23 protein-coding genes and 1 tRNA gene are annotated in these 25,957 nt (G+C 70.8%); 15 read left to right on the top strand and 9 right to left on the bottom strand.

Translation table 11 applies throughout. From position 1 onward, the window contains the following. Positions 1 to 49 precede the first annotated feature (49 nt). Both ACIOEW_RS23450 and ACIOEW_RS23445 read left to right on the top strand, forming a co-directional pair. Positions 50 to 742, top strand: a complete 693-nt coding sequence (locus ACIOEW_RS23450; RefSeq protein WP_401965642.1) for an NAD(P)-dependent oxidoreductase — start codon at positions 50 to 52, stop codon at positions 740 to 742. Further along, entirely contained in the window at positions 739 to 1,143 is a 405-nt protein-coding gene (locus ACIOEW_RS23445; protein WP_362542702.1) for a TIGR03618 family F420-dependent PPOX class oxidoreductase, read from the top strand. Before ACIOEW_RS23450 ends, ACIOEW_RS23445 begins: the two co-directional genes overlap by 4 nt. Before the next feature lie 54 nt (positions 1,144 to 1,197). Here ACIOEW_RS23445 and ACIOEW_RS23440 read toward each other — a convergent pair whose 3' ends face one another. Together ACIOEW_RS23440 and ACIOEW_RS23435 are read right to left on the bottom strand one after the other, a co-directional pair. Next, positions 1,198 to 2,082 carry an aldo/keto reductase gene (locus ACIOEW_RS23440; protein ID WP_401965639.1) on the bottom strand — a complete coding sequence of 295 codons (885 nt, stop codon included), beginning with the start codon at positions 2,080 to 2,082 and terminating at the stop codon, positions 1,198 to 1,200. A gap of 14 nt (positions 2,083 to 2,096) precedes the next feature. Continuing rightward, positions 2,097 to 3,038 carry an NAD-dependent epimerase/dehydratase family protein gene (locus tag ACIOEW_RS23435; RefSeq protein WP_401965638.1) on the bottom strand — a complete coding sequence of 314 codons (942 nt, stop codon included), beginning with the start codon at positions 3,036 to 3,038 and terminating at the stop codon, positions 2,097 to 2,099. A 70-nt stretch (positions 3,039 to 3,108) separates the two neighbouring features. On the opposite strand from ACIOEW_RS23435, the gene ACIOEW_RS23430 reads away from it, so the two are divergent. Beyond that, positions 3,109 to 4,020: a LysR family transcriptional regulator gene (locus ACIOEW_RS23430; RefSeq protein ID WP_401965636.1), complete on the top strand. Its 912-nt coding sequence runs from the start codon at positions 3,109 to 3,111 to the stop codon at positions 4,018 to 4,020. Positions 4,021 to 4,065: 45 nt separating this feature from the next. Here the strand turns inward: ACIOEW_RS23430 and ACIOEW_RS23425 are convergent, their stop codons facing one another. Further along, complete coding sequence (locus tag ACIOEW_RS23425; RefSeq protein WP_401965634.1) at positions 4,066 to 4,680, bottom strand: helix-turn-helix domain-containing protein; 615 nt, start codon at positions 4,678 to 4,680, stop codon at positions 4,066 to 4,068. Positions 4,681 to 5,017: 337 nt separating this feature from the next. Here ACIOEW_RS23425 and ACIOEW_RS23420 point away from each other — a divergent pair, with 337 nt between their 5' ends. Continuing rightward, a complete protein-coding gene (locus ACIOEW_RS23420) occupies positions 5,018 to 6,466 on the top strand; it encodes an NCS2 family permease (RefSeq protein WP_401965633.1) in 1,449 nt (482 codons plus the stop codon). Positions 6,467 to 6,673: 207 nt separating this feature from the next. On the opposite strand, the gene ACIOEW_RS23415 is transcribed toward ACIOEW_RS23420, so the two are convergent. After that, positions 6,674 to 8,131: an MFS transporter gene (locus tag ACIOEW_RS23415; protein WP_401965632.1), complete on the bottom strand. Its 1,458-nt coding sequence runs from the start codon at positions 8,129 to 8,131 to the stop codon at positions 6,674 to 6,676. Positions 8,132 to 8,304: 173 nt separating this feature from the next. Between ACIOEW_RS23415 and ACIOEW_RS23410 the strand changes: the two genes are divergently transcribed. Then, on the top strand, positions 8,305 to 8,760 hold the full coding sequence (locus ACIOEW_RS23410) for a MarR family transcriptional regulator (RefSeq protein ID WP_362542682.1): 456 nt from the start codon (positions 8,305 to 8,307) through the stop codon (positions 8,758 to 8,760). A 73-nt stretch (positions 8,761 to 8,833) separates the two neighbouring features. On the opposite strand, the gene ACIOEW_RS23405 is transcribed toward ACIOEW_RS23410, so the two are convergent. From ACIOEW_RS23405 to ACIOEW_RS23395, 3 genes are all read right to left on the bottom strand, one after another. Next, a complete protein-coding gene (locus ACIOEW_RS23405) occupies positions 8,834 to 9,727 on the bottom strand; it encodes a cellulose-binding protein (protein ID WP_401965630.1) in 894 nt (297 codons plus the stop codon). A gap of 192 nt (positions 9,728 to 9,919) precedes the next feature. Continuing rightward, on the bottom strand, positions 9,920 to 12,376 hold the full coding sequence (locus ACIOEW_RS23400) for an SUKH-4 family immunity protein (RefSeq protein ID WP_401965627.1): 2,457 nt from the start codon (positions 12,374 to 12,376) through the stop codon (positions 9,920 to 9,922). Between the two features lie 5 nt (positions 12,377 to 12,381). Further along, a complete protein-coding gene (locus tag ACIOEW_RS23395; protein ID WP_362542673.1) occupies positions 12,382 to 13,359 on the bottom strand; it encodes an SMI1/KNR4 family protein in 978 nt (325 codons plus the stop codon). A gap of 304 nt (positions 13,360 to 13,663) precedes the next feature. On the opposite strand from ACIOEW_RS23395, the gene ACIOEW_RS23390 reads away from it, so the two are divergent. Further along, the gene (locus ACIOEW_RS23390) at positions 13,664 to 14,197 is read left to right on the top strand and encodes a YwqJ-related putative deaminase (RefSeq protein WP_362542670.1); all 534 of its coding nucleotides are present in this window, start codon (positions 13,664 to 13,666) and stop codon (positions 14,195 to 14,197) included. 10 nt (positions 14,198 to 14,207) lie between these two features. After that, positions 14,208 to 14,741, top strand: coding sequence for an SUKH-3 domain-containing protein (locus tag ACIOEW_RS23385; protein WP_362542667.1), 534 nt, complete (start codon positions 14,208 to 14,210; stop codon positions 14,739 to 14,741). Between the two features lie 31 nt (positions 14,742 to 14,772). Here the strand turns inward: ACIOEW_RS23385 and ACIOEW_RS23380 are convergent, their stop codons facing one another. After that, on the bottom strand, positions 14,773 to 16,074 hold the full coding sequence (locus ACIOEW_RS23380) for a histidine kinase (RefSeq protein WP_362542664.1): 1,302 nt from the start codon (positions 16,072 to 16,074) through the stop codon (positions 14,773 to 14,775). 200 nt (positions 16,075 to 16,274) lie between these two features. On the opposite strand from ACIOEW_RS23380, the gene ACIOEW_RS23375 reads away from it, so the two are divergent. From ACIOEW_RS23375 to ACIOEW_RS23350, 6 genes are all read left to right on the top strand, one after another. Beyond that, positions 16,275 to 16,346, top strand: a tRNA-Gln gene (locus ACIOEW_RS23375). 109 nt (positions 16,347 to 16,455) lie between these two features. Next, positions 16,456 to 17,904, top strand: coding sequence for a bifunctional UDP-N-acetylglucosamine diphosphorylase/glucosamine-1-phosphate N-acetyltransferase GlmU (gene glmU, locus ACIOEW_RS23370; protein ID WP_362542661.1), 1,449 nt, complete (start codon positions 16,456 to 16,458; stop codon positions 17,902 to 17,904). Positions 17,905 to 18,024: 120 nt separating this feature from the next. After that, positions 18,025 to 18,999 carry a ribose-phosphate diphosphokinase gene (locus ACIOEW_RS23365; protein WP_148019072.1) on the top strand — a complete coding sequence of 325 codons (975 nt, stop codon included), beginning with the start codon at positions 18,025 to 18,027 and terminating at the stop codon, positions 18,997 to 18,999. A gap of 200 nt (positions 19,000 to 19,199) precedes the next feature. Next, positions 19,200 to 19,787: a 50S ribosomal protein L25/general stress protein Ctc gene (locus ACIOEW_RS23360; protein WP_362542658.1), complete on the top strand. Its 588-nt coding sequence runs from the start codon at positions 19,200 to 19,202 to the stop codon at positions 19,785 to 19,787. Between the two features lie 111 nt (positions 19,788 to 19,898). Next, on the top strand, positions 19,899 to 20,492 hold the full coding sequence (pth, locus tag ACIOEW_RS23355; RefSeq protein ID WP_362542655.1) for an aminoacyl-tRNA hydrolase: 594 nt from the start codon (positions 19,899 to 19,901) through the stop codon (positions 20,490 to 20,492). Positions 20,493 to 20,593: 101 nt separating this feature from the next. After that, positions 20,594 to 21,064 carry a hypothetical protein gene (locus ACIOEW_RS23350; protein WP_401965624.1) on the top strand — a complete coding sequence of 157 codons (471 nt, stop codon included), beginning with the start codon at positions 20,594 to 20,596 and terminating at the stop codon, positions 21,062 to 21,064. A gap of 53 nt (positions 21,065 to 21,117) precedes the next feature. Here ACIOEW_RS23350 and ppc read toward each other — a convergent pair whose 3' ends face one another. Continuing rightward, entirely contained in the window at positions 21,118 to 23,847 is a 2,730-nt protein-coding gene (gene ppc, locus ACIOEW_RS23345; protein WP_362542649.1) for a phosphoenolpyruvate carboxylase, read from the bottom strand. A gap of 368 nt (positions 23,848 to 24,215) precedes the next feature. Here ppc and ACIOEW_RS23340 point away from each other — a divergent pair, with 368 nt between their 5' ends. Both ACIOEW_RS23340 and ACIOEW_RS23335 read left to right on the top strand, forming a co-directional pair. After that, complete coding sequence (locus ACIOEW_RS23340; protein WP_362542646.1) at positions 24,216 to 25,196, top strand: fatty acid desaturase; 981 nt, start codon at positions 24,216 to 24,218, stop codon at positions 25,194 to 25,196. Next, positions 25,193 to 25,879, top strand: a complete 687-nt coding sequence (locus ACIOEW_RS23335) for a TetR/AcrR family transcriptional regulator (protein WP_362542643.1) — start codon at positions 25,193 to 25,195, stop codon at positions 25,877 to 25,879. Before ACIOEW_RS23340 ends, ACIOEW_RS23335 begins: the two co-directional genes overlap by 4 nt. Positions 25,880 to 25,957: the final 78 nt, after the last annotated feature.

Raw genomic sequence — 25,957 nt, 5'->3', positions numbered from 1 at the left:
CGGCACAGTCAAGGGCGTTCCGGCCACCACACAAAGGACCATCGTCACCATGCGTATCGCAGTCTTCGGCGCCAACGGAGCGACCGGCAGCCACCTCACCGAACAGGCCCTCGCCGCCGGTCACCAGGTCGTCGCCGTGACCCGCCGCCCCGGCTCCCTGCCCGAACGGCCCGGCCTCACCGTGGCCGTCGCCGATGCCACCGATCCGGCGGCCGTCGACGCCGCGATCGGCGGCACGGACGCCGTGCTCTCCGCGCTGGGCGCACGCTTCAGCAAGGAGAGCATCAGCACGTACTCGGCAAGCGCCACAGCCATCACCGAAGCCATGGCTCACCACGGCATCAAGCGGCTCCTGGCCATCAGTTCCAGCATCGCCGACCCCGACTGGCAACCCACCGGCGCACACTTCTTCAACCACGTGCTCGACCCGCTGGTGAACCGCCGCCTCGGCCGCACCCTCCACGAGGACATGCGCCGCATGGAGGACGTGATCCGCGGAACCGGCCTCGACTGGACTCTCGTACGGCCGTCAGGCCTCTTCGAGCACCCCGCCGTCACGGACTACCGCACCGAGCGGACCAGCGCCGACGGCGTCTTCACCGCCCGTGCGGACCTCGCCGCGAGCATGCTGCGCGAGCTGACGGAGCGGCGCTACGTCCGTGCGGCCATGGGCGTCATCACCACCGCCGTGAAGCCGAACATCGCCAAGCTGATCTGGAACGAGGCGGTGAAGAAGAAGTGAGCCCGACTGCCATTGAACTCTCCACAGCTGCCCGGGAGTTCCTTGTGCTCCCCCGCACGGCCGCCTTCACCACGCTGCGCCCCGACAACACCCCGCACGTCGCCCCCGTCCGCTTCACCTTCGACGCGTCCAGCGGTCTGGTCCGGGTGACCACCAGGGCGGGAGCCCGCAAGGCCCGCAACGTGTCGGCAGGTGGCGTGGCGGCCCATGTCGCACTCTGCCAGGCGGACGGCTTCCGCTGGATCACCGTCGAGGGCCGGGCCACGGTCAGCGACGACCCCGCGCGCCTGGCCGAGGCGGTCGACCGCTACACCGCCCGCTACCGCGCGGCCCCACCCACTCCGCCGGACCTGGTCGTCGTCGAGATCGCCGTCGACCGCGTACTGAGCCTCGGTCTCTGACCCCGCACCGCGTGGATCCCGCACCGCATACGCCCCGTGCGGAACGAATCTCCACTACAGAGCGCGCACTTCGTCCAGGCGTGCGGCCTCCGCCTCGCTCAGCTCGATCTCCGCGGCTCCGGCCGAGTCCTGGATCGATGCCGGGCGACTGGCTCCCGGCACGGGAATGACCGCCGGGGATCGGGCCAACAACCATGCCAGGACGACTCGTTGCGGACTGACCCCGCGCTCGGCCGCGATGTCGTGGAAGGCGGTGCCCGCGGAGGTCGGCCCGGGAGGGCCGTCGAGTGAGCTGCGGGTGATGCCGCCCAGCGGACTCCACGGCAGGAAGGCGAGGCCCAGTCGCTCACTCAGCCGGAGCTCCGGCTCGCTGCCGCGTACTGCGGGCGAGTACCGGTTCTGTACGGAGACCAGACCGTCGCCGAGGATCGTGTGCGCCTCGCGGATCTGGCCGGTGGTCACGTTGGAGATGCCGGCGGCCCGGATCGTGCCGGCGTCGAGCAGGTCGCGCAGCGCGCCGACGGAGTCGGCCCAGGGCACGGCCAGGTCCGGCTTGTGCAGCTGGAAGAGACCGAGTGACTCACCACCCAGGCGCCGGGCGGAGTCCTGGGCGGCACGCTTGAGATGCTCGGGGGTTCCGGTGACCGTCCAGCTGCCGTCGCCGGGCCGTCCGCGGCCGCCCTTGGTGGCGACCAGGACGCCGGAGGTGTCGCCGCGGTAGCTCCGCAGCGCGCGGGCGACGAGAAGTTCGTTGTGGCCTCTCTCGCCGGCATGCCAGTGGTAGCTGTCAGCGGTGTCGATGAGGGTGACGCCCGCGTCGAGGGCGGCGTGGACGGTGGCGATGGCCCGTTGTTCGTCCGGGCGCCCCTCGATGGAGAGCGGCATGGCACCCAGGCCGATGGCGCCGACCGTGCTGTCTCCGATGGTGCGTTGTCGCATGACGGGTGTGCTCCTCAGACCGCAGGGGTGGTGGCCGCGGTGACGGACTCGGCGGCAGCGCCGGGCAGCCAGTCGGCGGTGCGCGAGAAGACGAAGCCCAGCGCCTTCGCGCGGTCGTTGCTCATGGCGTAGTGCCGGTCGACGGAGAACGGGGCAGCCGGCTCGCCTGCGGCGACGGTCCGGTACACGGGCTGCCGGCCGGTTTCGGCGGCGATGACGGCGGCCACGTCGCGTACGTCGAGCAGTCCGTCGGAGCAGGCGTTCAGCGGGCCGGTGAAGCCGGTGGCCGTCGCCGCCCACCGGAGCAGGTCCGCCAGCTCCTCGTAGTGGATGAACACCGTGGGCAGCGCCCGCGCGTGCACGACGATCTCCGCGCCCCGGGCGAGGCGCTCGACGTGGTGGGCCAGGCGGCCGGTGAACTCCTGGGCGCCGCCGCCGAGTACGTGGGCGCTGCGTACGGAGGCGAACGCGAACCGGCCGTCGCGGGTGAAGACGGCCTCCGCCTGGCGCTTGCCCTCGGCGTAGTGGGCCTCCAGGTAGGTCTCGTCGTGCCAGGGCAGGTCGGTCCGCACGGTCCAGGCTGCCGGGTCGACGTGTTCCTCCGGCACCGGGGTGTTCTGCGCATGGGCGGGCAGGGCTGCGGTTGCCGGGTCGTAGACCTCGATGGTGGACGTCATGACGTACCGCCGGGTGCGGCCGCGGAAGGCGCGGACGGCGATCGCTGCCTGCACCGGCGTGTAGCAGACCTGGTCGACGACCACATCGAAGGTGCGCGTGCCGAGCGCGGCGGTGAGGGCGGCCTCGTCGTCGCGGTCGGCGACGAGGTGCTCGACGCCCGGGGGCGGCGGGGTGGAGCCGCGGTTGATGACCGTGACCTGATGCCCGGCGGCGTGCAGCCGCTGAACCAGGAGCTTTCCGAAGTACCGGCTACCGCCGATGACGCAGATCCTTTGCATGCCCCCATCCTGAGGACGTACGGTCACCAGCAGAAGTGCTCACTTACTGGTCACGCGTTAAGGGAAACTGTTGATCGATGTGCAGCGGCTCCGTGTCCTGCGGGCGGTGGCGGAGCACGGCAGCTTCAACAGGGCGGCGGCAGCCCTGCACCTCACCGCCTCGGCCGTCTCGCAGCACGTGGCCGCCCTGGAGCGCGGCCTCGGCTCCCAGGTCGTCACGCGCAGCACGCGCGGGGTCAGCCTCACCCCGGCCGGCCGGATCATGGTCGGTGCGGCCGAGTCGGTGGCCGCCGAGATCGAGCACGCACGGCAGCAGGTCGCCGAGCTCGGCACGGGCCGGGTCCAGCTCACCGTCGCCACGTTCACCAGCGGTGGCAGGCTGTTGCTCCCCGGCGCCTTCACCGAGCTGACGGCTTCGCACCCCGAACTCGTCGTCCATATACGGGAGTTCGAGCCCGAGGACAGCCTGCCCCTGGTCCGCCAGGGCGCCGTGGACGTCGCGCTCGCCTACCACTTCGACGGCCCGCTGCCCGGGCAGCCGGGCAGCGGCCCCGCCCTGGAGTGGACCGCACTCATGGACGACCCGCTGCACGTGGTCCTGCCCGAGGCGCATCGTCTGGCCGGCTGCGAGGTACTCGACCTGGCCGAGCTGGCTGCCGAACCCTGGGTGCTCGGCTGCCTCAAGACCGAGGCGTACCTGCGTCGTTACGCCGAGAGAGCGGGCTTCGATCCCGAGGTACGCGGCACGACGACCGACTACTTCTTCGCCCGTTCGCTGGTCGCCGCGGGGATGGGAGTCTCGCTGATCCCTTCCATCGCGCTGACACCGCAGGTGCCGGGCCTGCGCACCGTCCCGGTCAGGCCGCCGGCGCCGGCCCGGCACATCGGCGTGGCCACTACCGGCCACCGCCGCGCCCATGCCGAGGTGGCGGCTCTGGTGCGGGCCCTCCGGAGGCAGGCAGCGGAGCCCGCCGAGCACTGAACAGCGGGAAGCGTTCCGGGCAGCCCTGCCGGGGACCGGCTGCGGCTACTCCGGCAGCCTGGCCCAGAAGTGGTCGACGATCTCCTCGACGTAGCGTCGCCCGTCCTCGCCGGAAGCGGTGCTGCCACTGGCCCGGCTCAGGGTGGCCGCCATGAGGGCCTGGTACTCGTGGTACATGGAGTCCAGCGGCTCGTGCAGCTGTTTGCGGTCCACGGAGACTAGCTTGGCGATGGCGCGCACATGCGCCTGCCAGCGGGTGCTGACGGCTTCGGTGAGCAGACGGGCGAGTTCGTCCTCGTGCCCGGTGACGGCGACGTGGTCGCGCGGGGGGAGGCGGAGCAGGTTGCCGAGTTTCGCGGACTGCCTCTGGTCACCGGTCCACTGGCCGGTCTCCTCCATACGGACGTAGGCACCCAGAGGGAGGCCCGTACCGCGAGCGACATCCTCGGCCGATATCCCGCAGGCGACACGGTGCTCGCGCAAGGTGCGCGGGTGCCCCATGATCTCGCTGGGGTGACACCACAACGCACCCGCCAGCGCCGCGAGTTCATGCGGATCGGGCAGGGCCGTGCCACGTTCCCACGCCGCTATGTGTTCCGGGGTGACGTGGGCCGTCCCGAAGGAGGCCCTCATTGCGTAAGCGACGTGGCCGTGAGCCATCCCGAGCTTCTCACGCAGGGCTCGGGCAGCGCGCGCATTGAAAGGGGGTGGAGGGTGCACGCACAGAACGTATGGGCATCGTCACCAGAAAATCCACGTCCGCTGTCGCCTGAATCACGGTTTGACTCATTAGATCACCGGCGATTCCGTAGGAACCGACAGTCGGATTCGGGTCAGCAACAACGGTATGTCGTAAGGCTCTTGAGGGTGCGGCCATGGCACGTATGATCCGCTCGCAAGGCGCCGCACGTGTGTTCGCACAACTGCCTGACACCTATGCCGGGCGGTAGCGGCTCCCCCTTCCCCCTTGTCCGTTGCAGGCCCAGGAGACGTATCCATGCAACCCAGCAAGACCAGCCCGGCCGCCATACCGCCGACCAGATCCGGTGACAGCGCCCTCGACCGGTTCTTCCGCATCACCGAACGCGGATCGACCTATGGCCGGGAAGTTCGCGGTGGCTTCGCCACCTTCTTCACCATGGCCTACATCCTCGTGCTCAACCCGATCATTCTCGGCGGCGCGAAGGACAAGTTCGGCGAGCAGCTGGACACGGTTCAGCTGGTGACCGCCACCGCCCTCGTGGCTGCGGTGATGACCCTGATCATGGGCGTAGGCGGCAACCTGCCGCTCGCCCTGGCAGCGGGGCTGGGCATCAACGCTGTCGTCGCGTACCAGGTCGCCCCCCTCATGGCCTGGGACGACGCGATGGGCCTCATCGTGCTCGAGGGTCTGCTGATCTGCATCCTCGTGGCGTCCGGCCTGCGCGAAGCGATCATGCACGCCATCCCACAGGCTCTCAAACAAGCCATCAGTGTCGGCATCGGCCTGTTCATCGCGTTCATCGGTTTCGTCGACGCCGGGTTCGTCACCCGCATTCCGGACGCCGCGAACACCACCGTTCCCGTCCAGCTCGGCACCGGCACCCTCGCGGGCTGGCCCATGCTCGTCTTCTGCCTCGGCGTGATCATGACGATCGTCCTCCTCGCCCGCAAGGTCAAGGGCGCCATCCTCATCAGCATCGTCGTGATGACCGTGCTCTCCATCGTCATCAACTCGCTCGCCGACGTGAAGTCCTGGGGTCTGACCGTCCCCTCCATGCCCGACAAGCCCGTCGCCGCACCCGACTTCGGGCTGCTCGGCCATTTCGACCTGCTGGGCTCGTTCGGTGAGATCAGCGTCCTGACCGTCATCCTGCTCATCTTCACGCTCATCCTGTCGGACTTCTTCGACACGATGGGCACCGTCGTCGGCGTCACCGCCGAAGCCGGACTCCTCGACGAGCGGGGACAGGTGCCGGGCCTCGGCCGGGTCCTGCTCATCGACGGTGCGGCAGCGGTCGCCGGTGGTGCCGCGTCCTCGTCGTCCGCCACCACCTATGTCGAGTCCGCCGCAGGTGTCGGTGAAGGCGCCCGTACCGGCTTCGCCAACCTCGTCACGGGCGGCATGTTCGCCCTGGCCCTCTTCTTCGCCCCGGTCCTGACCATCGTGCCCATGCAGGCCGCATCGCCCGCACTCGTCGCGGTCGGGTTCCTGATGATGACCCAGGTCAAGCACATCGACTGGGACCGCTACGACCTCGCCATCCCGGCGTTCCTCACCATCACCGTCATGCCGTTGACCTACTCCATCACCAACGGCATCGGCGCCGGTTTCGTCACCTACGTCATCATCAAGGCATGCCTGGGCAAGGCCCGTGAAGTCCACTGGCTGCTCTGGGGCACCGCGACGCTCTTCCTCATCTACTTCGCGATCGACCCGCTGCAACAGATCCTCGACCTCAAGTAGTACGAAGGCCGTCCAGCGCGAAGACCGTTGCCGAAGCGGTCCCCCGGGTGCGAACAGCACCACCCCGGGAGACCCGCCTCGCCGGCCATCACGCAGAACTGCCCGGCTCCGGGCCCCTTGTCGGGGACGGAGCCGGGCAGTTCTGCTGAGGCGGGGAAGGCGGGGCCGGAGCCGGGCTGTCCGGCTTCGACGGGGCCGCGGGCCGGGTCAGCCCTTGGCCGCGGCCACCTCCGGCGAGGCGGTCTCGTCAGCCGTCTCACCGGCAATGGCGGACGCGCGGACGGCCGGGATGAACGCCGAGATCAGCACGGCGACGAGGGCGACACCGCAGCCGAACATCAGGCCGGTACGGAACCCCGCCTCGGAGGTGAAGCTGTAGCCGGCCGTCTCCGTGGTCATCTGCGCGAGGACCGCGCCGATCACGGCGGCACCGATGGACGTGCCGAGCGCGCGCATGAGGGTGTTGAACCCGTTGGCGGCGGCCGTCTCGGATGCCGGGACGGAACTCATGATCAGGGCGGGCATCGCACCGTAGGCGAGGCCGACACCGCTGCTGCTGACCATGAGGAACAGCATCAGGCCCCAGGCGGAGCCCATGAGGAGAATGCCCAGGCCATAGGCCGCGGCGATGACCAGCACACCGCTGATCAGCGTGAACTTCGGACCGCGTGCGTCGGTGAGCTTTCCGCCGAACGGGGAGACGATCATCATCATGATGCCGCCGGGGGCCATCCACAGACCCGCCTGGAGCATCGACTGGCCCAGGCCGTAGCCGGTCGCCTCGGGGAACTGCAGCAGCTGCGGCGCGATCAGCATGCCGGCGTACATGCCGAAGCCGACGAAGAGCGACGCGAGGTTGGTGATGAGCACGCGGGGGCGGGCCGTGGTGCGCAGGTCGACCAGCGGGTCCTTGGTCCGCAGCTCCCAGAAACCCCAGCCGATGAGCACCACGACGGAGGCGACGAACAGGCCGACCGTCGTCGCGGAGGCCCAGCCCCACTCGGCGCCCTTGGAGACGGCGAGGAGCAGGCAGACCAGACCGACGGCCAGGCCGAGGGCACCGGGCACGTCGAAACGCTGCCCCTTGGCGGCGGCCGGGACGTCCGGGATCAGGAACCAGACCAGCGCGGAGATCGCGAGGGCCAGCACGGCGGAGCCCCAGAACAGCACCCGCCAGTTCGCGTACTGGGCGACCGCCGAAGCGATCGGCAGGCCGAGGGCGCCGCCGATCCCGAGGGAGGCACTGACCAGGGCGATGGAGGAACTCAGCTTCTCCCTCGGCACCACGTCACGCAGCAGGGCGATACCGAGCGGCACCATGCCCATGCCCATGCCCTGCAGACCACGCCCGACGATCATGGGAATGACGGTGGACGAGAGCGCGCAGACCACCGAGCCGACGAACAGCGGCACCGAGCACACGAGCAGCATCCGGCGCTTGCCCAGCAGGTCGCCCAGCCGCCCGGAGACCGGGACGCACACCGCCGAGACCAGCAGGGTGACCGTGATCACCCAGGCGGCGTTGGAGGAGTTCGTGTCGAGGAGCTTCGGCAGTTCGGCGATGAGCGGCGTGACCAGGGTCTGCATGACCGCCGCCACGGTGCCGGCGAAGGCGAGCGTGGCGACCACGCCGCCCGATCTGGCTGTCGGCTGGGGGGCATCCATGAGGAGAGACTCCTTGGGGGTCGTGGTCCCGTCTACCGGGACAGCGACGTGCATCGTACATGTCCGATGTGTCATACACACCATGTGTCCAGTGCACACCACGTGAGAGCATGGGCCGCCGCTCAGAACCCGACGCGCGACCGATCCCGGCGCAGAAGCAGGAGGCCGCAGACATGCCGAGACCCACCGAAGAAGTGGAGTACGAGCAGATGCTGCTCGGCCGCCACAGCCTCGCCGACCACCGGGGCGGACGCCACAAGTACGCCCTCCTGGACCGGAGCGCCTACATCCTGCTGAGCCGCCTCCGCGTCCAGGGCCCCATGTCCAACGGCGAACTGAGCGACGCCTTCGGCCTCGACGCCTCCACCCTCAACCGCCAGACCGCCGCCGTGACCCGCGCCGGACTGGCGGAACGCATCGCCGACCCCGACGGCGGCATGGCCCGCAAGTTCCGCATCACCGACCAGGGCGCCGAGCTCCTCGACGCAGAACGCGAGCGTGTCGTCCAGTCCCTGGACCAGGTCATGAACGACTGGCCGGACGACGACATCGCCGCCTTCGCCGGCTACCTCAAGCGCTTCAACAGCAGCATCGAGCAACTCTCCAAGCGCCCCTGGCCGCGCCCCTGACCCGGCCCCGCACGCGAGCCCCCGCCGACGGCGGGGCGGGCGCGGGGGCGACAACCACTCGGCGCGAGGACCCTCAGTCCTCCGCCGGAGCCACCCGCCCGGTCAGCGCCGCCAGCGAGTTACGCACGTGCGCCATGTGCGCCTGCACGTCCTCGCGCCCCTCCTCGTGCTCGCGCAGGATCCGCTCCGTCTCCCGCACCACCCGCTCCTCGCGCACCCGGGCCTCCGCGATCAGCTCCGCCCCCTGCGCCTCCGCGTCCTCCTGGCCGTGCCGCGCGGCCTCCTCGGCCTCGGCCAGCGCACGCCGCGCCCCGGCCAGCCCGGCCTCCGCCCGCTCCGTCGACTCCACGTGGTCCGCCGACTGCGCCGCCTCGGCATCCGCCAGCTCCTGCCCGGCGGTCTTCCAGCGATCGGCGTGCTCCTGCTCCTGATGGGCCAGCACACTCGCCGTACGGCTGCGGGTCACCTCCATCGCGGCCTCCGCCTCCTCGCGCACCTGCGCCGCCTCAAGCCGGGCCGCGGCCAGCGCCTCACCGGCCGCACCCTCGGCAGCGGCCAGCACCTTCTCGGCATGGCCCGTCGCGGCCGACCGCATCGCCTCCGCATCGACCCTGGCCGACTCGCGCAGGGCCCGCGCCGCCGCGTCCACCTCGTCCCGCAGCGCCTGCGACTCCTCCTGGGCCGCGGCCACGACCGTCTCCGCCTCACCCTCGGCAAGCGCCAGGATCTGCTGCGCCCGCTCCCCCAACGACGCGTAGTCCTGCGGGGCCAGCGCGGCGACGGCCTCGTCCAGCCTGGCCGACTCGGCCACCAGCCGCTCCGCAAGCGCCGTCAGCGCGGCCACCTGCTCCAGCGCCCCGTCCCGCTCCGCCGACAGGGTGGCCACCGTCCGGTCCACCTGCTCCGGGCGGTAACCACGTCCGCGTACGCCGACGAAGCCGTGCGCGGACACCGGTGCAGAACTCATCCTTGACGCCTCTTTCCGACTACCGACCATCGAGCAATACGTCAAGGATGCGGCAATTGGCCCGGAAGTCGGAATCGATTCGATGCTTTCCGGACGGAAGCGACAGGCATCACAGGTCACAGAAGGGGTGTGGCGCCCCTCCCCCGCAGGGAAGAGGCGCCACACCCCGGCACCACCGCGCAGACCGGCCCGTCAGATCAGCCCGTCCCACATCTGCTCCAGCAGCACCGACCACCAGCTCTCCGGCGACGCCAGGGCCGCCGGGTCCAAGGCCACCAGCTGGGCCTGGAAGTCGACCGTCCAGCGACCCGCCTGCTCAGGATTCAACCCGAACCGCAGCCGCCACATCCGGCCGAGCAACGCCATGCAACGCGCGAACTCCGGCAGCCCCGTGTTCACGAACTGCGGCGCCACCGACTGCCCGCCCGGACCCGCCTCCACCGGCACGGCCACGATGTTCGCCGTCCCGTACTGCACACAGATCGCCCGGCCGAAGTCCGAACCCATCACCAGATACGACCCCGCGTCAGGAGCCGCCTGCACCTGCCGCTGCGCGGCCAGCTCCGCCAGCGTCGGCACCACGGGCTGACCCGGCTGCGCCCAGAAGAAGGGCCCGAAGTCGGCCGGCAGTCCCGCCCACACCAGCGTCCGCGCCACGATCTCCGGCACACCCTGCCGGGACACGGCACGCTGATCGAAGCGCAGCACCCCCTGCGGGCCGAACGTCTGGAGCATCTCCTCCGCAATGGCCTCCGGCGCCACCTGCATCGCGGGCGGCACCTGCGGCAGCGGAGCCCGCACCGGCGCCGGACGCGCCGGACCGTCCGCGACCTGGTGCAGCTCCCCCTGATGCGTGAGCAGATGCTGCATGCCCTGCTGCCGGCTCGCGTGATCCGTGCCGTAGGGAGCGACGCTCGTGATCCGTACCTGCGGCCACGTCTCGCGGATCATCCGCGCGCAGTAACCACCCGGCAGCTCGCACGACTCCAGCTCCGTGTGCAGCTCGATGACCTGCTGCGGCGGCACGTTCATGGCCCGCAGCTCGTGCAGCATCTGCCACTCGGGGTGCGGAGTGCCCGGCGCCGAACGACGGATCAGCTGCTGTTCGCTGCCGTCCGGTCCGCGGTAGCGCAGCACGGCCTGGTAGCCGGGACCGACGGTCGGCTGACCGGCCGGCGCCTGCGCAGAGCCGTACGCCGGCGGCGGGGTGTGACCCGGCGGCGGTACGGGACCGGGGGCCCCGCCCAGCGAACCGCCCTGACCCATCGGCACCCCCGGCGGACCGGGCGGACCGGGCGGACCGGGCGGACCCGGCGGCCGCGGAGCCGACGGCCCGACCATGCCCGGCTCGGCGAACATCGTCGCGGCATGGTGCACGTTGCCACCACCGGGCGGCGGCGTGGAACCGGGCGGCGGCGGAGGCGCCGGAGGCTGCGGCGCACCGGGAACCCCGGGCGGCCGCGGAGCCGACGGCCCGACCATGCCCGGCTCGGCGAACATCGTCGCCGCGTGGTGCACGTTGCCACCACCGGGCGGCGGCGTGGAACCGGGCGGCGCCGGGGGCGCCGGAGGCTGCGGCGCACCGGGCGGGCCCAGCTGCGACACGAGCTGCGTCGGCACGTACCCACCCGCCGGAGCACCCGGCGTACCCGGCCCCGACGGCGGCGGCAGCGGCGCACCGCCCGGCCGGGCGCCCGGAGTGCCCGGGGCACCGGGCGGCGGCGGAGTCGTCGAGCCGCCACCACGCGCGCCGCGCGGCGGAACGACCGCCTTGCTGGTCGCCTCGTCCGAGATGTCACCGGCACGAGGGCCCGGACCGGCGGCACGGTTCGGCGCGGGACTGCCCGGCACCGGAGCCGGCGGCGGAGCGCCGGGACCGCCGTGAACCGGCGCGGGCGGGGCCGAAGGGCCGCCCCGCGGGGGCAGACCCGGGGCGATCGCCGTCGGAGGCAGCCCGCTGCCGCCCGACATCAGTGCGGTCGGTGCGTCGGCCGGCACCACCCGGGGCGGCGCGCCCTCGTCGTCCGCACCCGAGAGCGGCGGCGCGAACACGGTGGCGGGCAGCCCCACCTCACCCTCGTCGGAACCCGCATTCGTGTCGGTACCCGCCCACGGAGTAGCCCCGACGGGCGGCTGCGGCGCGGACGCCCGCCCGTCCGAAGCAGCGGTCGGCTCGTACGGAACCGGCCCGCCCTGCGCGGAAGGAGAAGGGGAAGGAGAAGGGGACGGGGCCGCGGGCGGAGACACCTGACCCGCCGCTTCCGCCCGCCGGTCCGGGATGCCCAGCTTGTCCGCCGCCTCCTGGAGCCACTCCGGCGGGCTCAACAGGAACGACGTCTGATTCAGATCGATACGCTGCGGCGGCTCGGGGGCCGGCGGCGCACCGTCCGACGACCCGTACTCCTCCTCGTACCGCCGGATCACCTCACCCACCGGCAGCCCCGGCCACAACGTCGCCTCGCCACTGTCCCGGGCGATCACCAGCCGCTGCCGGCCACCGTCCGACACCGGGCCCTCGGCACGGTCCTCGGCCCACACCACGAAGCCCAGCTCGAACTCGCGCACCCGCACCTCCCGGTGCTGGTACCCGGGAACGTCACCGTTGACCCACTCGTCCGCGCGCTCCTGCGCCTGCGCAAAGGTCACCATCGCGCTCACCCCTCCACCGGGACGGCGCGCGCGAAGCCGCCGTCCACCATCAGGTTCGCCACCGTCTCCAGCTCGGGCGGATTGCCCGCGAGGCGCTGGAGGAACGCGTCGAAATCAGCGCCGCACGGCAGCAGCAGCCGGTCCACCCGCTCCTGCACGCTCCAGCCGTCCTGGTCACGCGCGTCGTCGTACGCACAGAACCAGACCGAACCGATGCCATCCCCCCGGACCTTCACCGCGAGAATGCCGCCCTGAACGAAACCGACCCCGAGGTAGTCCTTGGTCAGATGGTCCCGCAGGCACTTGTTCACGTACACCAGGTCGTTCACCCCGGCTTCCTCACGCACCGTGAAGAACGGCTGGTCGACCAGAAGACCGAGCTCCGCGTCCAGGGCCGTACCCACCGGAGCCGAACCGCCCGCCGCCTTCAGGAACGAGCGGTACGCACCCGGCAGCCGGTAGCCGAGGTCCTCCTCGACGCCCTGGATCTGCTGCTCGCTCACCGCCACGGCGCCCTTCGGCAACCGGAAGTGCGCGGGCCGGGTCTCCTGCAGTGGACGCGTGCCCCGCTTGTTCTGGTCCACCGCGGTCGTCGCCAGGCCGCCGTGATGCCGCAGCAACGCCTTCACCTCGACCGGAACCAGCTCCATCCGCCGGCTGCCCGGCACGTGATGCCAGGTCCAGCCGTGCGGAGTGGCCACCGCGGGAATCGTGCCCCACAGTTCGTGCCCGCTCGCCGCCAGCGCCGCGTTCGCCGACACGTAGTCCGTGAGCCGCAGCTCGTCCACACCGAAGCCCTGCGGAGGTTCTGCGATCTCCGCGGCGGCGCGCGCGTACGGCGCGAAGTCCGGACAGCCGTTCCCGTCCATGCGCACACCTCTGGGGTGGCGGGACGCCCGGACCGGATCCGGGAAGTGCACGAGCTGCCCGGCGTAGGCCGCGTTCGGTGGCGCGGCTTGCTGCCCGAGCCGACCTGTCGTCATGGCGGTTGCCCCCTGCTGCGTCTGGCTGATGAGGACCGACCTGCCCACGGGGGCGGTCCAGGCACAGCCTATGCGGTGAGCCCGTAACAGACCCCGCCCCTCCGCCTCACGACCACTTCCGTCACCAACCGTCACAACGGGGTGACGGACGGGCGACGAACAGGCCACTGAATCGCGACACGCAGACACGTTTCACCGACCCAGCTTTCACAGGACCCGACACATTTGGCAGGCTGTCACCCGCATACACGGGGGCGTGCACATTCGGCAGCAGCCGCTGCGGGCACGGGAGGGACACAGCACCATGCACACCGCACACTCCGCACAGACCGTCACCACCGGGGACCCACGACTCAGCTGGAGCAGCGACGAGACCGGCCGCCCACCCCGGCTGGCCCACCGCCGCGACGGCATCCTGCCCGCGGTGGCCGCAGCGCTGTCCGTACGCGGCGAAACCCTCACCTGCACCGCGGGCAAGGGCGACCAGCCACCGGTACTCCACCACCTCGTCCAGGACTTCCTCGACACCCTCCCGAGCGGACAACGCGAACGGTTCACCGGCCGCTGCCCCGAAGCCATACTGCTCTCCCGGCACCTCACCGCCGCCGAGACCGGCCGCTCCAAGCGCGCCCAGCGCAAGCCCCTCACCAACGGCGAGGCCCGGCGCGCGCTCAAGCACGCCCGGCTCACCGCACGCCGCATCCGCGAGGACGGCGACCCCCTCCACGGCAGCTACGCAGCTCCCTGCCGCTCCTGCTCCGTCATGCTCGCCCACTTCGGCGTACGTCCCGTCGACCTCACCACGACCGGAACGGCGACCACCGCCGAGAAGGGCTGACCACGCCCCCATGCGCGACCGAACCGACCTACCCGCACAGACAGGCCCGGCCGACCAGGACCGCCACAGCTCCACCCGCTTCCCCGTCGCGGTCGACGCCGCCCTGCGCGCCGCCGGCTGGCAGCCCGGCCGCTGGGACATCCGCCAGGCCGAGGAGTGGGCCGACGCCCTGCGCTCCCACGCCTCACCCGCCGGACACCAGCACGCCGTCTTCCCCGCCGCGGTGGAGGCCTGGGCCGAATTCGGCGGACTGCACATCACCGCCACCGCACCGGGCCGGCAGATCGCTCCGGCGTCGGTACGGATCGACCCGCTGCGCGGACTCCACCTGGCCCGGACCCTGGGAGACCTCGGACGCGCCCTGGAAACGGAAGTCGCGCCCCTGGGCGAAGAAGGGGACGGACAGGCCGTACTCGCCATCGACGCGGACGGACGGGTCTACAGCATCGACCACACCGGCGACTGGTACCTCGGGCCGGACATCGACGGCGCCCTCGCCACACTCGTCACCGGCATCCAGCCGGAACGCCTGGTCTCGGGCTGACGCCCGGTCCCGGGCCGAGGACGCGGCGCCGCTACGCGGCGCCGGCGTCCGGCAGGACCGCCGACACCCGGAAGCCACCCGCATCCGTCGGGCCTGACACGAAGACGCCCCCCAGCCCCAGCACACGTTCCCGCATGCCGAGCAGCCCGTTGCCCCCGCTGGGCAGCCCCGCATCCGCCGTGGCCGCGTCCGACGGGCCGTTCTCCACCTGCATGGCGACCTCGGAGGCCCGGTGCGCCAGCCGCACCCACGTCTTCGCGCCCGCCGCGTGCTTGTGCACGTTCGTCAGGGCCTCCTGCACCACCCGGTACGCCGTCTGCTCGACCTCGGGCGCGTACGCACGCGCATCCCCCTCCACCGACAGTTCCACCGTCATCCCCGCCGCCCGCGACTCCCCCACCAGGGTCTCCATCTCGTCCAGCCGCGGTCCGTCCTCCGTCGCCGCCGGCACCGCACGGCCCACGGAAGCGAGCGGCACCTTCGTCACCCGCGCCATCATCGGATCCCCGGTACGCAGCACACCGAGCATCTCGCGCAGCTCCGTCAACGCCTGTCGCCCCATGTCACCCACCAGCGCCGCGTTGCGCACCGCCTTCGCCGGATCCTTCGGCGCCACCGCCTGCAGAGCCGCCGCGTGGACCACCATCAGGCTCACCCGGTGCGCGACCACGTCGTGCATCTCACGGGCGATCCGGTTCCGCTCCTCCGTACGCGCCCACTCCGCCCGCTCCTCCGCCCGGTCGGCGAGCAGCGACAGCTCCCGCTCCAGCGAGTCCGCCCGCTCCCGCAGGCTCTCCATCAGCCGGCGCCGCGCCCCTATGTAGAGGCCGAACAGCACCGGCGGCGCGGTCAGGCCCACCGCCATGAAGAGGGACAGCATCGGGACGTACCAGTCGCCGGGACCGAAGTCCGCGTTGGCGTTCACGCCCTGCCGCAGACGCACGTACGTGACGATGAACGTCCCCACGAGCGACATGCTCATGAGTACGGCGGTGATCCGGCGCGGCACATCGGACGCGGCCAGCGTGTAGAGGCCGACCAGGCCCATCAGGAAGCCCATCTCGGCCGGCGTCGTCGCGATCGACACGAGCACCACGGCGATGGGCCACTTCCGCCGTACCAGCAGCACGGCCCCGGCGAACAGCCCGAACATCACCCCCAGCGGCACCGGCAGCCCGGTGTCCCCTGCGAAATCCACCCCTTCCAGCGCACACTCCAGCGCCGATACCAGCGCCAGTCCCACATCCAGTGCGACACTCCGTCGCCGTTCCCACCACCAGTAGCCGCGGGTGGTCGGTCCCGCCGCTTCCCGGTCTGCCCCCGTTGCGGTCATGGCATCCAGCGTACGGGCGGGTGCACCTCATTTTCGGGTGACCTGCACAGCACGTCGCGCCGTCGAACGGATTCGAATGAGCGGTGGTTCGTCCCGGCGAAAGGACAGACCTATACCGTCGCGTCGAAGGCCGGTGGTACGGCATAGTGTTGGGTGCCGATCCGGCGACCTGACGCAATGTCCGGTTAGTTCGCCTTTGTTCCCCCATGGTGTAATTGGCAGCACAGTAGCTTTTGGTGCTATTTGTCCGGGTTCGAGTCCTGGTGGGGGAGCCTCTCGTCGCGGGCCCCGACCTCACCGGTCGGGGCCCGCACCCATGTCCGGCACAGCACCCCCCGGTATCCTGCGGATGTCCACCACCCGAAGCCGAAGGGCATATCCGTGAGCTCCGTACGCCCGGCAGCCGTCGTCGTCCTCGCAGCGGGTGAGGGCACCCGCATGAAGTCGAAGACCCCCAAGGTCCTGCACGAGATCTCCGGGCGCTCGCTCGTCGGACACGTCGTCGCAGCCTCCCGCGAGCTGGACCCGCAGCACCTCGTCGTGGTCGTCGGCCACGCGAGCGAGCAGGTCACCGCCCACCTCACCGCAGCGGACGCCCAGGTGCGCACCGCCTACCAGGCTGAGCAGAAGGGCACCGGGAACGCGGTACGTGTCGGGCTCGACGAGCTGGGCGGGACCGTCGAGGGCACCGTGATCGTCGTCTGCGGCGACACCCCGCTGCTGTCCGGCGGGACGCTCGCCGCGCTCGCCGCCACCCACGCCGCCGACGCCAACGCCGTCACCGTGCTCAGCGCGGAGGTCCCCGACGCGACCGGCTACGGCCGGATCGTCCGCGATGCTGCGACCGGCGCGGTCACCGAGATCGTCGAACACAAGGACGCCACCGACGCGCAGCGCGCCATCCGAGAGATCAACTCCGGGGTGTTCGCGTTCGACGGGCAGCTCCTCACGGAAGCGCTCGGCAAGGTGCGTACGGACAACAGCCAGGGCGAGGAGTACCTCACCGACGTGCTCTCCATCCTGCGTGCGGCCGGGCACCGGGTGGGCGCGTCGGTAGCCGCCGACCATCGGGAGATCCTCGGGATCAACAACCGGGTGCAGCTCGCCGAGGCCCGCCGGCTGCTGAACCAGCGGCTGCTGGAGCGGGCGATGACGGCGGGCGTGACCGTGGTGGACCCGGCGTCCACACTGATCGACGCCACCGTGACGTACGAGCCGGACGCGCTCGTGCACCCGGGCACCCAGCTCCTGGGGACCACGCATCTCGCGGAGGACGCCGAGGTCGGCCCGAACTCGCGGCTGAAGGACACCGTCGTCGGGGCGGGTGCGCGGGTGGACAACACGGTCGCGGACGGGGCCGAGGTCGGTCCGGGCGCGACGGTCGGCCCGTTCGCGTACCTGCGGCCGGGCACGAAGCTCGGCGCGAAGGCCAAGGCCGGTACCTACGTGGAGATGAAGAACGCCACGATCGGGGAGGGGACGAAGGTCCCCCACCTGTCCTATGTCGGGGACGCGACCATCGGCGACCACACCAACATCGGTGCCGCGAGCGTCTTCGTGAACTACGACGGCGTGAACAAGCACCACACGACGATCGGTTCTCACTGCCGTACCGGTTCGGACAATATGTTTGTGGCGCCTGTCACGGTCGGGGACGGCGTCTACACCGCGGCGGGCTCGGTCATCACGAAGGACGTGCCTGCCGGTTCGCTGGCCGTGGCCCGTGGCCAGCAAAGGAATATCGAGGGTTGGGTGGCCCGTAAGCGTCCGGGCAGCGCGGCCGCGCAGGCCGCCCAGGCCGCAACAGAGGACACCGGCAGCGAAAGCTGACCGGAAACAGGTGCGCCTCGCACGGCGTACCGTGATAGATGCTCACCCCATTTCGGCTGGCTCGTTGCACATCGGGACATCTGCGTGCAGCGCCAGATACACGTCTGAGGAGACTGTGCTGTGACCGGGATCAAGACGACCGGCGAGAAGAAACTGATGTTCTTCTCCGGCCGCGCCCACCCCGAGCTGGCCGAGGAGGTTGCGCACCAACTGGGTGTGGGCCTCGTGCCGACGAAGGCCTTCGATTTCGCCAACGGTGAGATCTACGTCCGCTTCCAGGAGTCCGCTCGCGGCGCCGACTGCTTCCTGATCCAGAGCCACACGGCTCCGATCAACAAGTGGATCATGGAGCAGCTGATCATGCTGGACGCGCTGAAGCGCGCGTCGGCCCGCTCCATCACGGTGATCGTGCCGTTCTACGGCTACGCCCGTCAGGACAAGAAGCACCGTGGCCGTGAGCCGATCTCGGCGCGTCTGATCGCGGACCTGATGAAGACGGCGGGTGCGGACCGCATCCTCACCGTCGACCTGCACACCGACCAGATCCAGGGCTTCTTCGACGGCCCGGTCGACCACCTCTTCGCGCTGCCGATCCTGGCCGACTACGTCGGTGCGAAGGTCGACCGTTCGAAGCTGACGATCGTGTCGCCGGACGCCGGCCGGGTCCGTGTCGCCGACCGCTGGTGCGACCGTCTGGACGCTCCGCTGGCGATCGTGCACAAGCGCCGCGACAAGGACGTACCCAACCAGGTCAGCGTCCACGAGGTCGTCGGCAACGTGAAGGGCCGGGTCTGTGTCCTGGTCGACGACATGATCGACACGGGTGGCACCATCTGCGCCGCCGCCGACGCCCTGTTCGCACACGGTGCCGAGGACGTCATAGTGACGGCGACGCACGGCGTGCTCTCGGGTCCGGCCGCCGACCGGCTGAAGAACTCGAAGGTCAGCGAGTTCGTCTTCACGGACAGCCTGCCGACCCCGGGCGAGCTGGAGCTCGACAAGATCACGGTGCTCTCGATCGCGCCGACGATCGCGCGCGCGGTGCGCGAGGTGTTCGAGGACGGTTCGGTCACGAGCCTCTTCGAGGAGCAGTAGGCACTTCCGCCCCTGGCGGAAAGCGTCACAGAAGATCCACTTTGGGTGCGGCCTCCCCGCCGGGTAGACTCAGCGAGTTGCTCGGCGAGGGAGGCCGTACCCATAGGTACGGCGGTCCGTTATCGACGCGCTCTTCGTAGCAGGCCTGTCGTGGGCCGGGTGACCATCCGCAGTTTTGTCACCTTACGAGGAGTGCAGTCATGGCCGAGATCAAGCTCAACGCCGCGGTCCGTTCCGAGTTCGGCAAGGGCGCTGCCCGCCGTACCCGTCGCGCCAACCTGGTCCCCGCGGTCATCTACGGCCACGGCGCCGAAGCGGTCCACATCACGCTGCCGGCTCACGAGCTGCACCTCGCGCTCCGCACCGCCAACGTCCTGATCGGTCTCGAGATCGACGGCAAGGACGCCCTGGTCATCCCGAAGGCCGTGCAGCGCAACGCCCTCAAGGGCAACATCGAGCACGTCGACCTGCTGACCGTGAAGCGCGGCGAAAAGGTCGAGGTCGAGATCGCGGTGCACGTCGAGGGCGAGCTGGCCCCGGGCGGCAACCTCCTCGAGTACGTGCAGAACACCCTGCTCGTCGAGGCCGAGGCCACCCACATCCCCGAGTCCGTCACGGTCTCCGTCGCGGGCCTGGACGCCGGCGACTCGATCCTCGCCAAGGACATCCCGCTGCCCGCGGGTTCCGTGCTGGCCGGTGACGAGGACGCCGTCGTGCTCCAGGTCGTCGCCGCGCAGGCCGAGGAGCCGGCCGCCGAGGGCACCGAGGCCGCGGGCACCGAGGCCTGAGCCTCGCCCCACCTGCTTGACTGACGGGGCGGCGGTCTCCTTCCGAGGGGTCTGCCGCCCCGTTTCCCTGTTCCTGCCGCCACCCGCCCGTACGCGAGGAGACCCAGCGCGATGTCCGACGCCAACGACCCCTGGCTGATCGTGGGCCTGGGGAATCCCGGTCCCGAGTATGCGGCGAACCGGCACAACGTCGGGTTCATGGTCGCCGACCTGCTCGCGGAGCGGATCGGCGGGAAGTTCAAGCGGGCTCCCAAGGCCCAGGCGCAGGTGCTGGAGGGACGGATCGGCCCGCCCGGCCCGTCGAGCCGCCGGGTGGTGGTGGCCAAGCCGATGTCGTACATGAATCTGTCCGGCGGTCCGGTCTCCGCGCTGCGCGACTTCTACAAGGTGCCGCTCGACCACGTCGTGGCGGTCCATGACGAGCTGGACATCGACTACGGGACGCTGCGGCTGAAGCTGGGCGGCGGCGACAACGGCCACAACGGGCTGAAGTCGATGACGAAGTCGATGGGACCCGAGTATCACCGGATCCGGTTCGGGATCGGGCGTCCGCCGGGGCGGATGCAGGTGGCGGACTTCGTACTGAAGGACTTCTCGTCCACGGAGCGCAAGGAGCTCGGTTTCCTGGTGGACCGGGCGGCGGACTCGGTGGAGTGTCTGCTGGCCGAGGGGCTGGAGCGCGCGCAGGGCGCGTACAACTCCTGAGCCGCGCGGGCGTGCGCGAATCCCGACATACCCGCTGGTAACCATGCTGTTTTCAGCCATGGCTTGACCGACCGCATGGCCCTGGCCAAGGATCGGCCCCCATGAAGCGCAGCTCCTCCCACCCCGCCCTGCAGTACGGCCGAAGCGCGGCGCTCGGCTGCGTCGTCCTGCTGCTGCTCGTCGCGGGTGTGCTGTCCTCGTGGGACTCGGCGCATCACATCGTGCTGGCGAAGGGGCGCGAGCACGGGACGATGACGGTCACGGGCTGCGGGGCCGATGTCTGTACGGGCCCGTTCACGCCCTCGGACGGGGCCGTGGCGCGTTCCCGGGTGACGGTGGACCAGTCCGTCGCGGCCCGTAAGGGCGACCGGTTCCCGGTCGTCGTGAAGCCCGGCACCGATGACGTGGTACGCACCGGGACGCCGGGCTTTCTGCATGCGTGGGTGCCGCTGGGCGGGGCGCTGATCCTGGCCGCGCTGGTGATCGGCGGCGGTCTGCGGCTGCCCCGGACCGCCTGGGGCACCGGGATCGCGGGCGGGGTCCTGCTCGTGGCGACGTTCATCGCCCTGTGACAGGACCCGCACCCGCGACCGCGTTGATTCAGCCGGTCAGCCGGTGTTGCTGATCAGCCGGTGTTGCGCAGACCCGCGGCGACACCGTTGACGGTGAGCAGCAGGGCGCGGGCGAGCAGCGGGTCGGCTTCCTCGCCGCGCTCGGCCGCCTGGCGCTGGCGGGCCAGCAGGGACACCTGGAGGTAGGAGATCGGGTCCAGGTAGGCGTCGCGGATGGCGAAGGTCTGCTGGAGCACCGGGCTGGTGCCGAGCAGTTCGGTGTTGCCGGTGACCTTGAGGACTTCCCGCACGGTCAGCGCGTGCTCGGCCTCGATGGCGTCGAAGACGTGCTTCAGCTCGTCGGGGACGAGCGTGTCGACGTAGTGCCGGGCAATGCGCAGGTCGGTCTTGGCCAGGGTCATCTCGACGTTCGAGAGGAAGTTCTGGAAGAAGTGCCACTGCTCGTGCATCTCGTCCAGGACGGTGTCCAGACCGGCCTCGCGCAGCGCCTTGAGGCCGGAGCCGACGCCGTACCAGCCGGGCACGATCTGCCGTGACTGGGTCCAGCCGAAGACCCACGGGATGGCGCGCAGGCCGTCGAGCGAGACGCCCGAGCCGGGGCGGCGGGAGGGCCGCGAGCCCAGGTGCAGATCGGCGAGCTGGTCCACCGGGGTGGAGGCGAGGAAGTACGTCGGCAGGTCGGGGTCCTCGACCAGCTTGCGGTACGCGGCATGGGCGGCGTCCGAGACGGTGTCCATGGCCGCGTCCCAGCGGGCCAGGGCCTCGTCGGACTGGCGGGGTGCGGTGTGCAGCGCGGAGGCCTGGAGCGTGGCCGCGACGGTCAGCTCCAGGTTCTCGCGGGCGAGCGCCGGGATGAGGTACTTGTCGGAGATGACCTCGCCCTGCTCGGTCACCTTGATCTCGCCCTCCAGCGTGCCCCAGGGCTGCGCGAGGATCGCGTCGTGCGAGGGGCCGCCGCCGCGGCCGACGGTGCCGCCGCGGCCGTGGAAGAGGCGCAGGCGCACGCCGTAGCGGTGGGCGACGTCGCGGAGCCGGCGCTGGGCGCGGTGGATCTCCCACTGGGAGGTGGTGATGCCGCCGAACTTGGAGGAGTCGGAGTACCCGAGCATGACCTCCTGGACGTCGCCGCGGAGCGAGACGAGACGGCGGTAGGACGGGTCGGCGAGCATCTCGTCGAGGATGACGTCGGCGGCCTTGAGCTCGTCGGTGGTCTCCAGGAGCGGCACGATGCCGATCTTGGCCCAGCCGCCGTGCAGGTCGAGGAGTCCGGCCTCGCGGGCGAGGACGGCCGCGGCGAAGACGTCGTCGGCGCCCTGGCACATCGAGATGATGTAGGACTCGATGACCTCGGGACCGAAGCGCTCGAAGGCCTGGCTGATGGTGTGGAAGACGCCGAGGGTCTTCTCGCCCGCAGCGTCCAGCGGGGCCGGGGTCGGGGCGAGCGGGCGGCGGGAGCGGAGCTCCTTGGCGAGGAGCTTCTGCCGGTAGTCGCGCGGCATGTCGGCGTAGCGCCAGGACTCCTCGCCGAGGCGGTCGAAGAGCTGGCCGAGCGCGTGGTGGTGGGCGTCGGCGTGTTCGCGTACGTCCATGGTGGCGAGCTGGAGACCGAACGCGGAGAGCGTGCGGATGGTGCGGTCCATCCGGCCGTCGGCGACGATGCCGCCCTTGTGCTCGCGCAGCGAGGTCTGGATGAGGGCCAGGTCGGCGATGAGCTCGGCGGTGCCGAGGTAGTCGCAGCCGGGGCGGTGCGGGGTGCCGGAGGCGAGGCGCTCGCGGGTGTTGACGAGCTTCTGCCGGATGCAGGTCGCCTTGAGCCGGTAGGGCTCCTCCGCGTTCAGCCGCTTGTAGCGGGGGCTGATCTCCGGGAGTGCCTCCAGGTCGGCCTGGAGGGAGCCGAGGAGCTCGTCGGTGGCTCCGGTGTAGCGGATGGAGTTGGAGAGCAGTCCGCGCAGCTGGTCGACGAGTTCGAGGGCGTCGGTGATGCCGTGCTCGTGCTGGAGGATCAGCACCTCCCAGGTGACGGCGGGCGTCACGTTGGGGTTGCCGTCGCGGTCGCCGCCGATCCAGGTGCCGAAGGTGAGCGGGCGGGTGCCGGCGGGCAGTTCGACGCCGACGCGCTCCAGCTCGGCGGCCAGGTCCTCCAGGACGTCGCCCACGGCGTTGGCGTGGAGCTCGTCGAGGTAGTAGATGGCGTTGCGGGCCTCGTCGGCGGGCTCCGGGCGGACCACGCGCAGCTCGTCGGTCTGCCAGATGAGGTCGATGTTCTCGGCGAGCCGGATGTCCTGGCGGCGCCGGTCGGCCTCGATGACCGGGGTCTCCAGGAGTGCGGCGATGCGGCGGAGCTTGTTCAGTACGGAGCGCCGGGCGGCCTCGGTGGGGTGCGCGGTGAAGACCGGCCGGACGTTGAGGTTCTTGACGGTCTCGCGCAGGTGCTCGGGGTCCGCGTCCTTGAGCCGGTCGGCGGTCCGGGCGAGGAGTCCGCCTTCGGCGGCGCGCCGGTCGCGCATTTCGTGGGCGCGGTGGACCTGCTCGGTGACGTTGGCGAGGTGGAAGTAGGTGGAGAAGGCCCGCACGAGCTGTGCGGCGGTCTCCAGGTCCGTGTCACCGAGGAGCTCGGCCGCGGCCTCGCCGTCGGTACGGGTCAGGGCGCGGACACGCTCGACGAGGTCGAGGAGCTCCTGGCCCTCCTGGCGTACGAGGGTCTCGCCCAGCAGGTCGCCGAGGCGGCGGATGTCGGCGCGCAGCTCGGGGCTGGCGGCAGGGGTCTGGTCGGCACTGCTCACAGTGTGCGGCTCCTTGCAGTGGTTGAGCACGGGATCCGGGGCCCGCGGCTGGCAGCGGTGCTGACGCAACCCCCCGGGTGGCAGGGTGCGGACCGCGCTGTCCGACCTCTCCAGGATAGGTGTCCGTGCTGTCGGTGCTGTTCGCGCCCCGAGAGGTGCCCGCCTGTTCATGACGGGTACCTGCGGGGTACGCGTGATGTCCCCTACCCCGTACGGCACCCGTACGTGCCGTCTCCCTCCTCCTCTCGTGTGGCGGGCCTCCTCGCTGCCATACTTACGACGCCGTAGGTTACGGGCGCGTAGCCCGAGGGTCTCCCCTTCGGGGGCCCTGCCTTTCCGCCGCTTTCTCACCCCACAGGGGACTCCCCATGAAGTCCAGCCCCGAAGTGATCGAGGCCGCTCAGACGGCCGACGGTCAGGCTCTTCCCCCCGCCACGCTCGGCGGGGACAACAAGCGGTCGATCGAGCAGATCGCGCTCCTGCTGTTCATCGTCGTGCCGTTCGTGGCTCTGGTCGCGGCGGTGCCGCTGGCCTGGGGCCGCGGTGTGAGCTGGCTCGATCTGGGCCTGCTGGTGGCGATGTACTACATCGGCTGCCACGGCATCACCATCGGTTTCCACCGGTATTTCACCCATGGTTCGTTCAAGGCGAAACGTCCGCTCCGTATCGCCTTGGCCGTGGCCGGTTCACTGGCGGTGGAGGGCCCGGTGGTCCGCTGGGTGGCCGATCACCGCAAGCACCACCGTTTCTCGGACGCGGAGGGTGACCCGCACTCGCCGTGGCGTTTCGGCGAGACGCTGCCGGCCCTGATGAAGGGCCTCTGGTGGGCGCACATCGCCTGGATGTTCGACGAGGAGCGGACGCCTCAGCAGAAGTACGCCCCCGATCTGATCAGGGACCCGGCGATCCGCGGGATCTCCCGTCACTTCCTCACCTTCACGATCGTCTCGCTGGCCATTCCGCCGCTGGTGGGTGGCCTGGTCACGATGTCGTGGTGGGGTGCGGCCACCGCGTTCTTCTGGGGCTCGCTGGTCCGGGTGGCACTGCTGCACCATGTGACCTGGTCGATCAACTCGATCTGTCACGCGGTCGGCAAGCGCCCCTTCAAGTCCCGTGACAAGTCCGGCAACGTGTGGTGGCTGGCGGTCCTGTCGTGCGGTGAGTCCTGGCACAACCTGCACCACGCCGACCCGACGAGTGCACGGCACGGCGTGATGCGGGGTCAGATCGATTCGAGCGCGCGGCTGATCCGGTGGTTCGAGAAGCTGGGCTGGGCGACCGACGTGCGCTGGCCCGACTCCGCCCGTATCGAGTCCCGGCGCCACCCCGCGCAGGCCGACGCGGCATGATTGACGACGTGGCGACCGACTCAAGCGCAAGCAGCGAGAACACCCGTGCACCCTCCGCCCGGCGAGCCCGCCGGGTGCGGATGACCGGGAAGGAACGCCGCGAGCAGCTGCTGGACATCGGTCGCACCCTCTTCGCCGACAAGGGTTTCGAAGGCACGTCGGTGGAGGAGATCGCGGCGCGTGCCGGGGTCTCCAAGCCGGTGGTGTACGAGCACTTCGGCGGCAAGGAGGGGCTGTACGCCGTGGTGGTGGACCGGGAGATGCGTCAGCTCCTGGACATGGTCACCAGCGCGCTGACCGCCGGCCATCCGCGTGAGCTGCTGGAGCAGGCGGCGTTCGCGCTGCTGGACTACATCGAGACGTACACGGACGGTTTCCGCATCCTGGTCCGTGACTCGCCGGTGGCCCAGTCGACGGGCACGTTCGCCTCCCTCATCAGCGATATCGCCACTCAGGTGGAGGACATCCTGGGTCTGGAGTTCAAGGCCCGGGGCTTCGATCCGAAGCTGGCCCCCCTGTACGCACAGGCGCTGGTCGGCATGGTGGCGCTGACCGGTCAGTGGTGGGTGAACGCGCGCAAGCCCAAGAAGGCGGAGGTCGCCGCCCATCTGGTGAATCTGGCGTGGCACGGTCTGGAGAACCTGGAGTCGAAGCCCCGGCTGATCGGGCACCGCAGGAGCTGAGCGGCGACGGCACACGTGCGTGACGGGGCCCCGTCACCGGATCTCCGGTGCCGGGGCCCTCAGCAGCCCCGCGACGCC

The sequence above is a fragment of the Streptomyces sp. NPDC087901 genome (assembly GCF_044742205.1).
Lineage (GTDB): Bacteria > Actinomycetota > Actinomycetes > Streptomycetales > Streptomycetaceae > Streptomyces.
The sequence above is the reverse complement of the archived record's forward strand: the minus strand, read 5'-3'. Positions and strand labels throughout refer to the sequence as shown.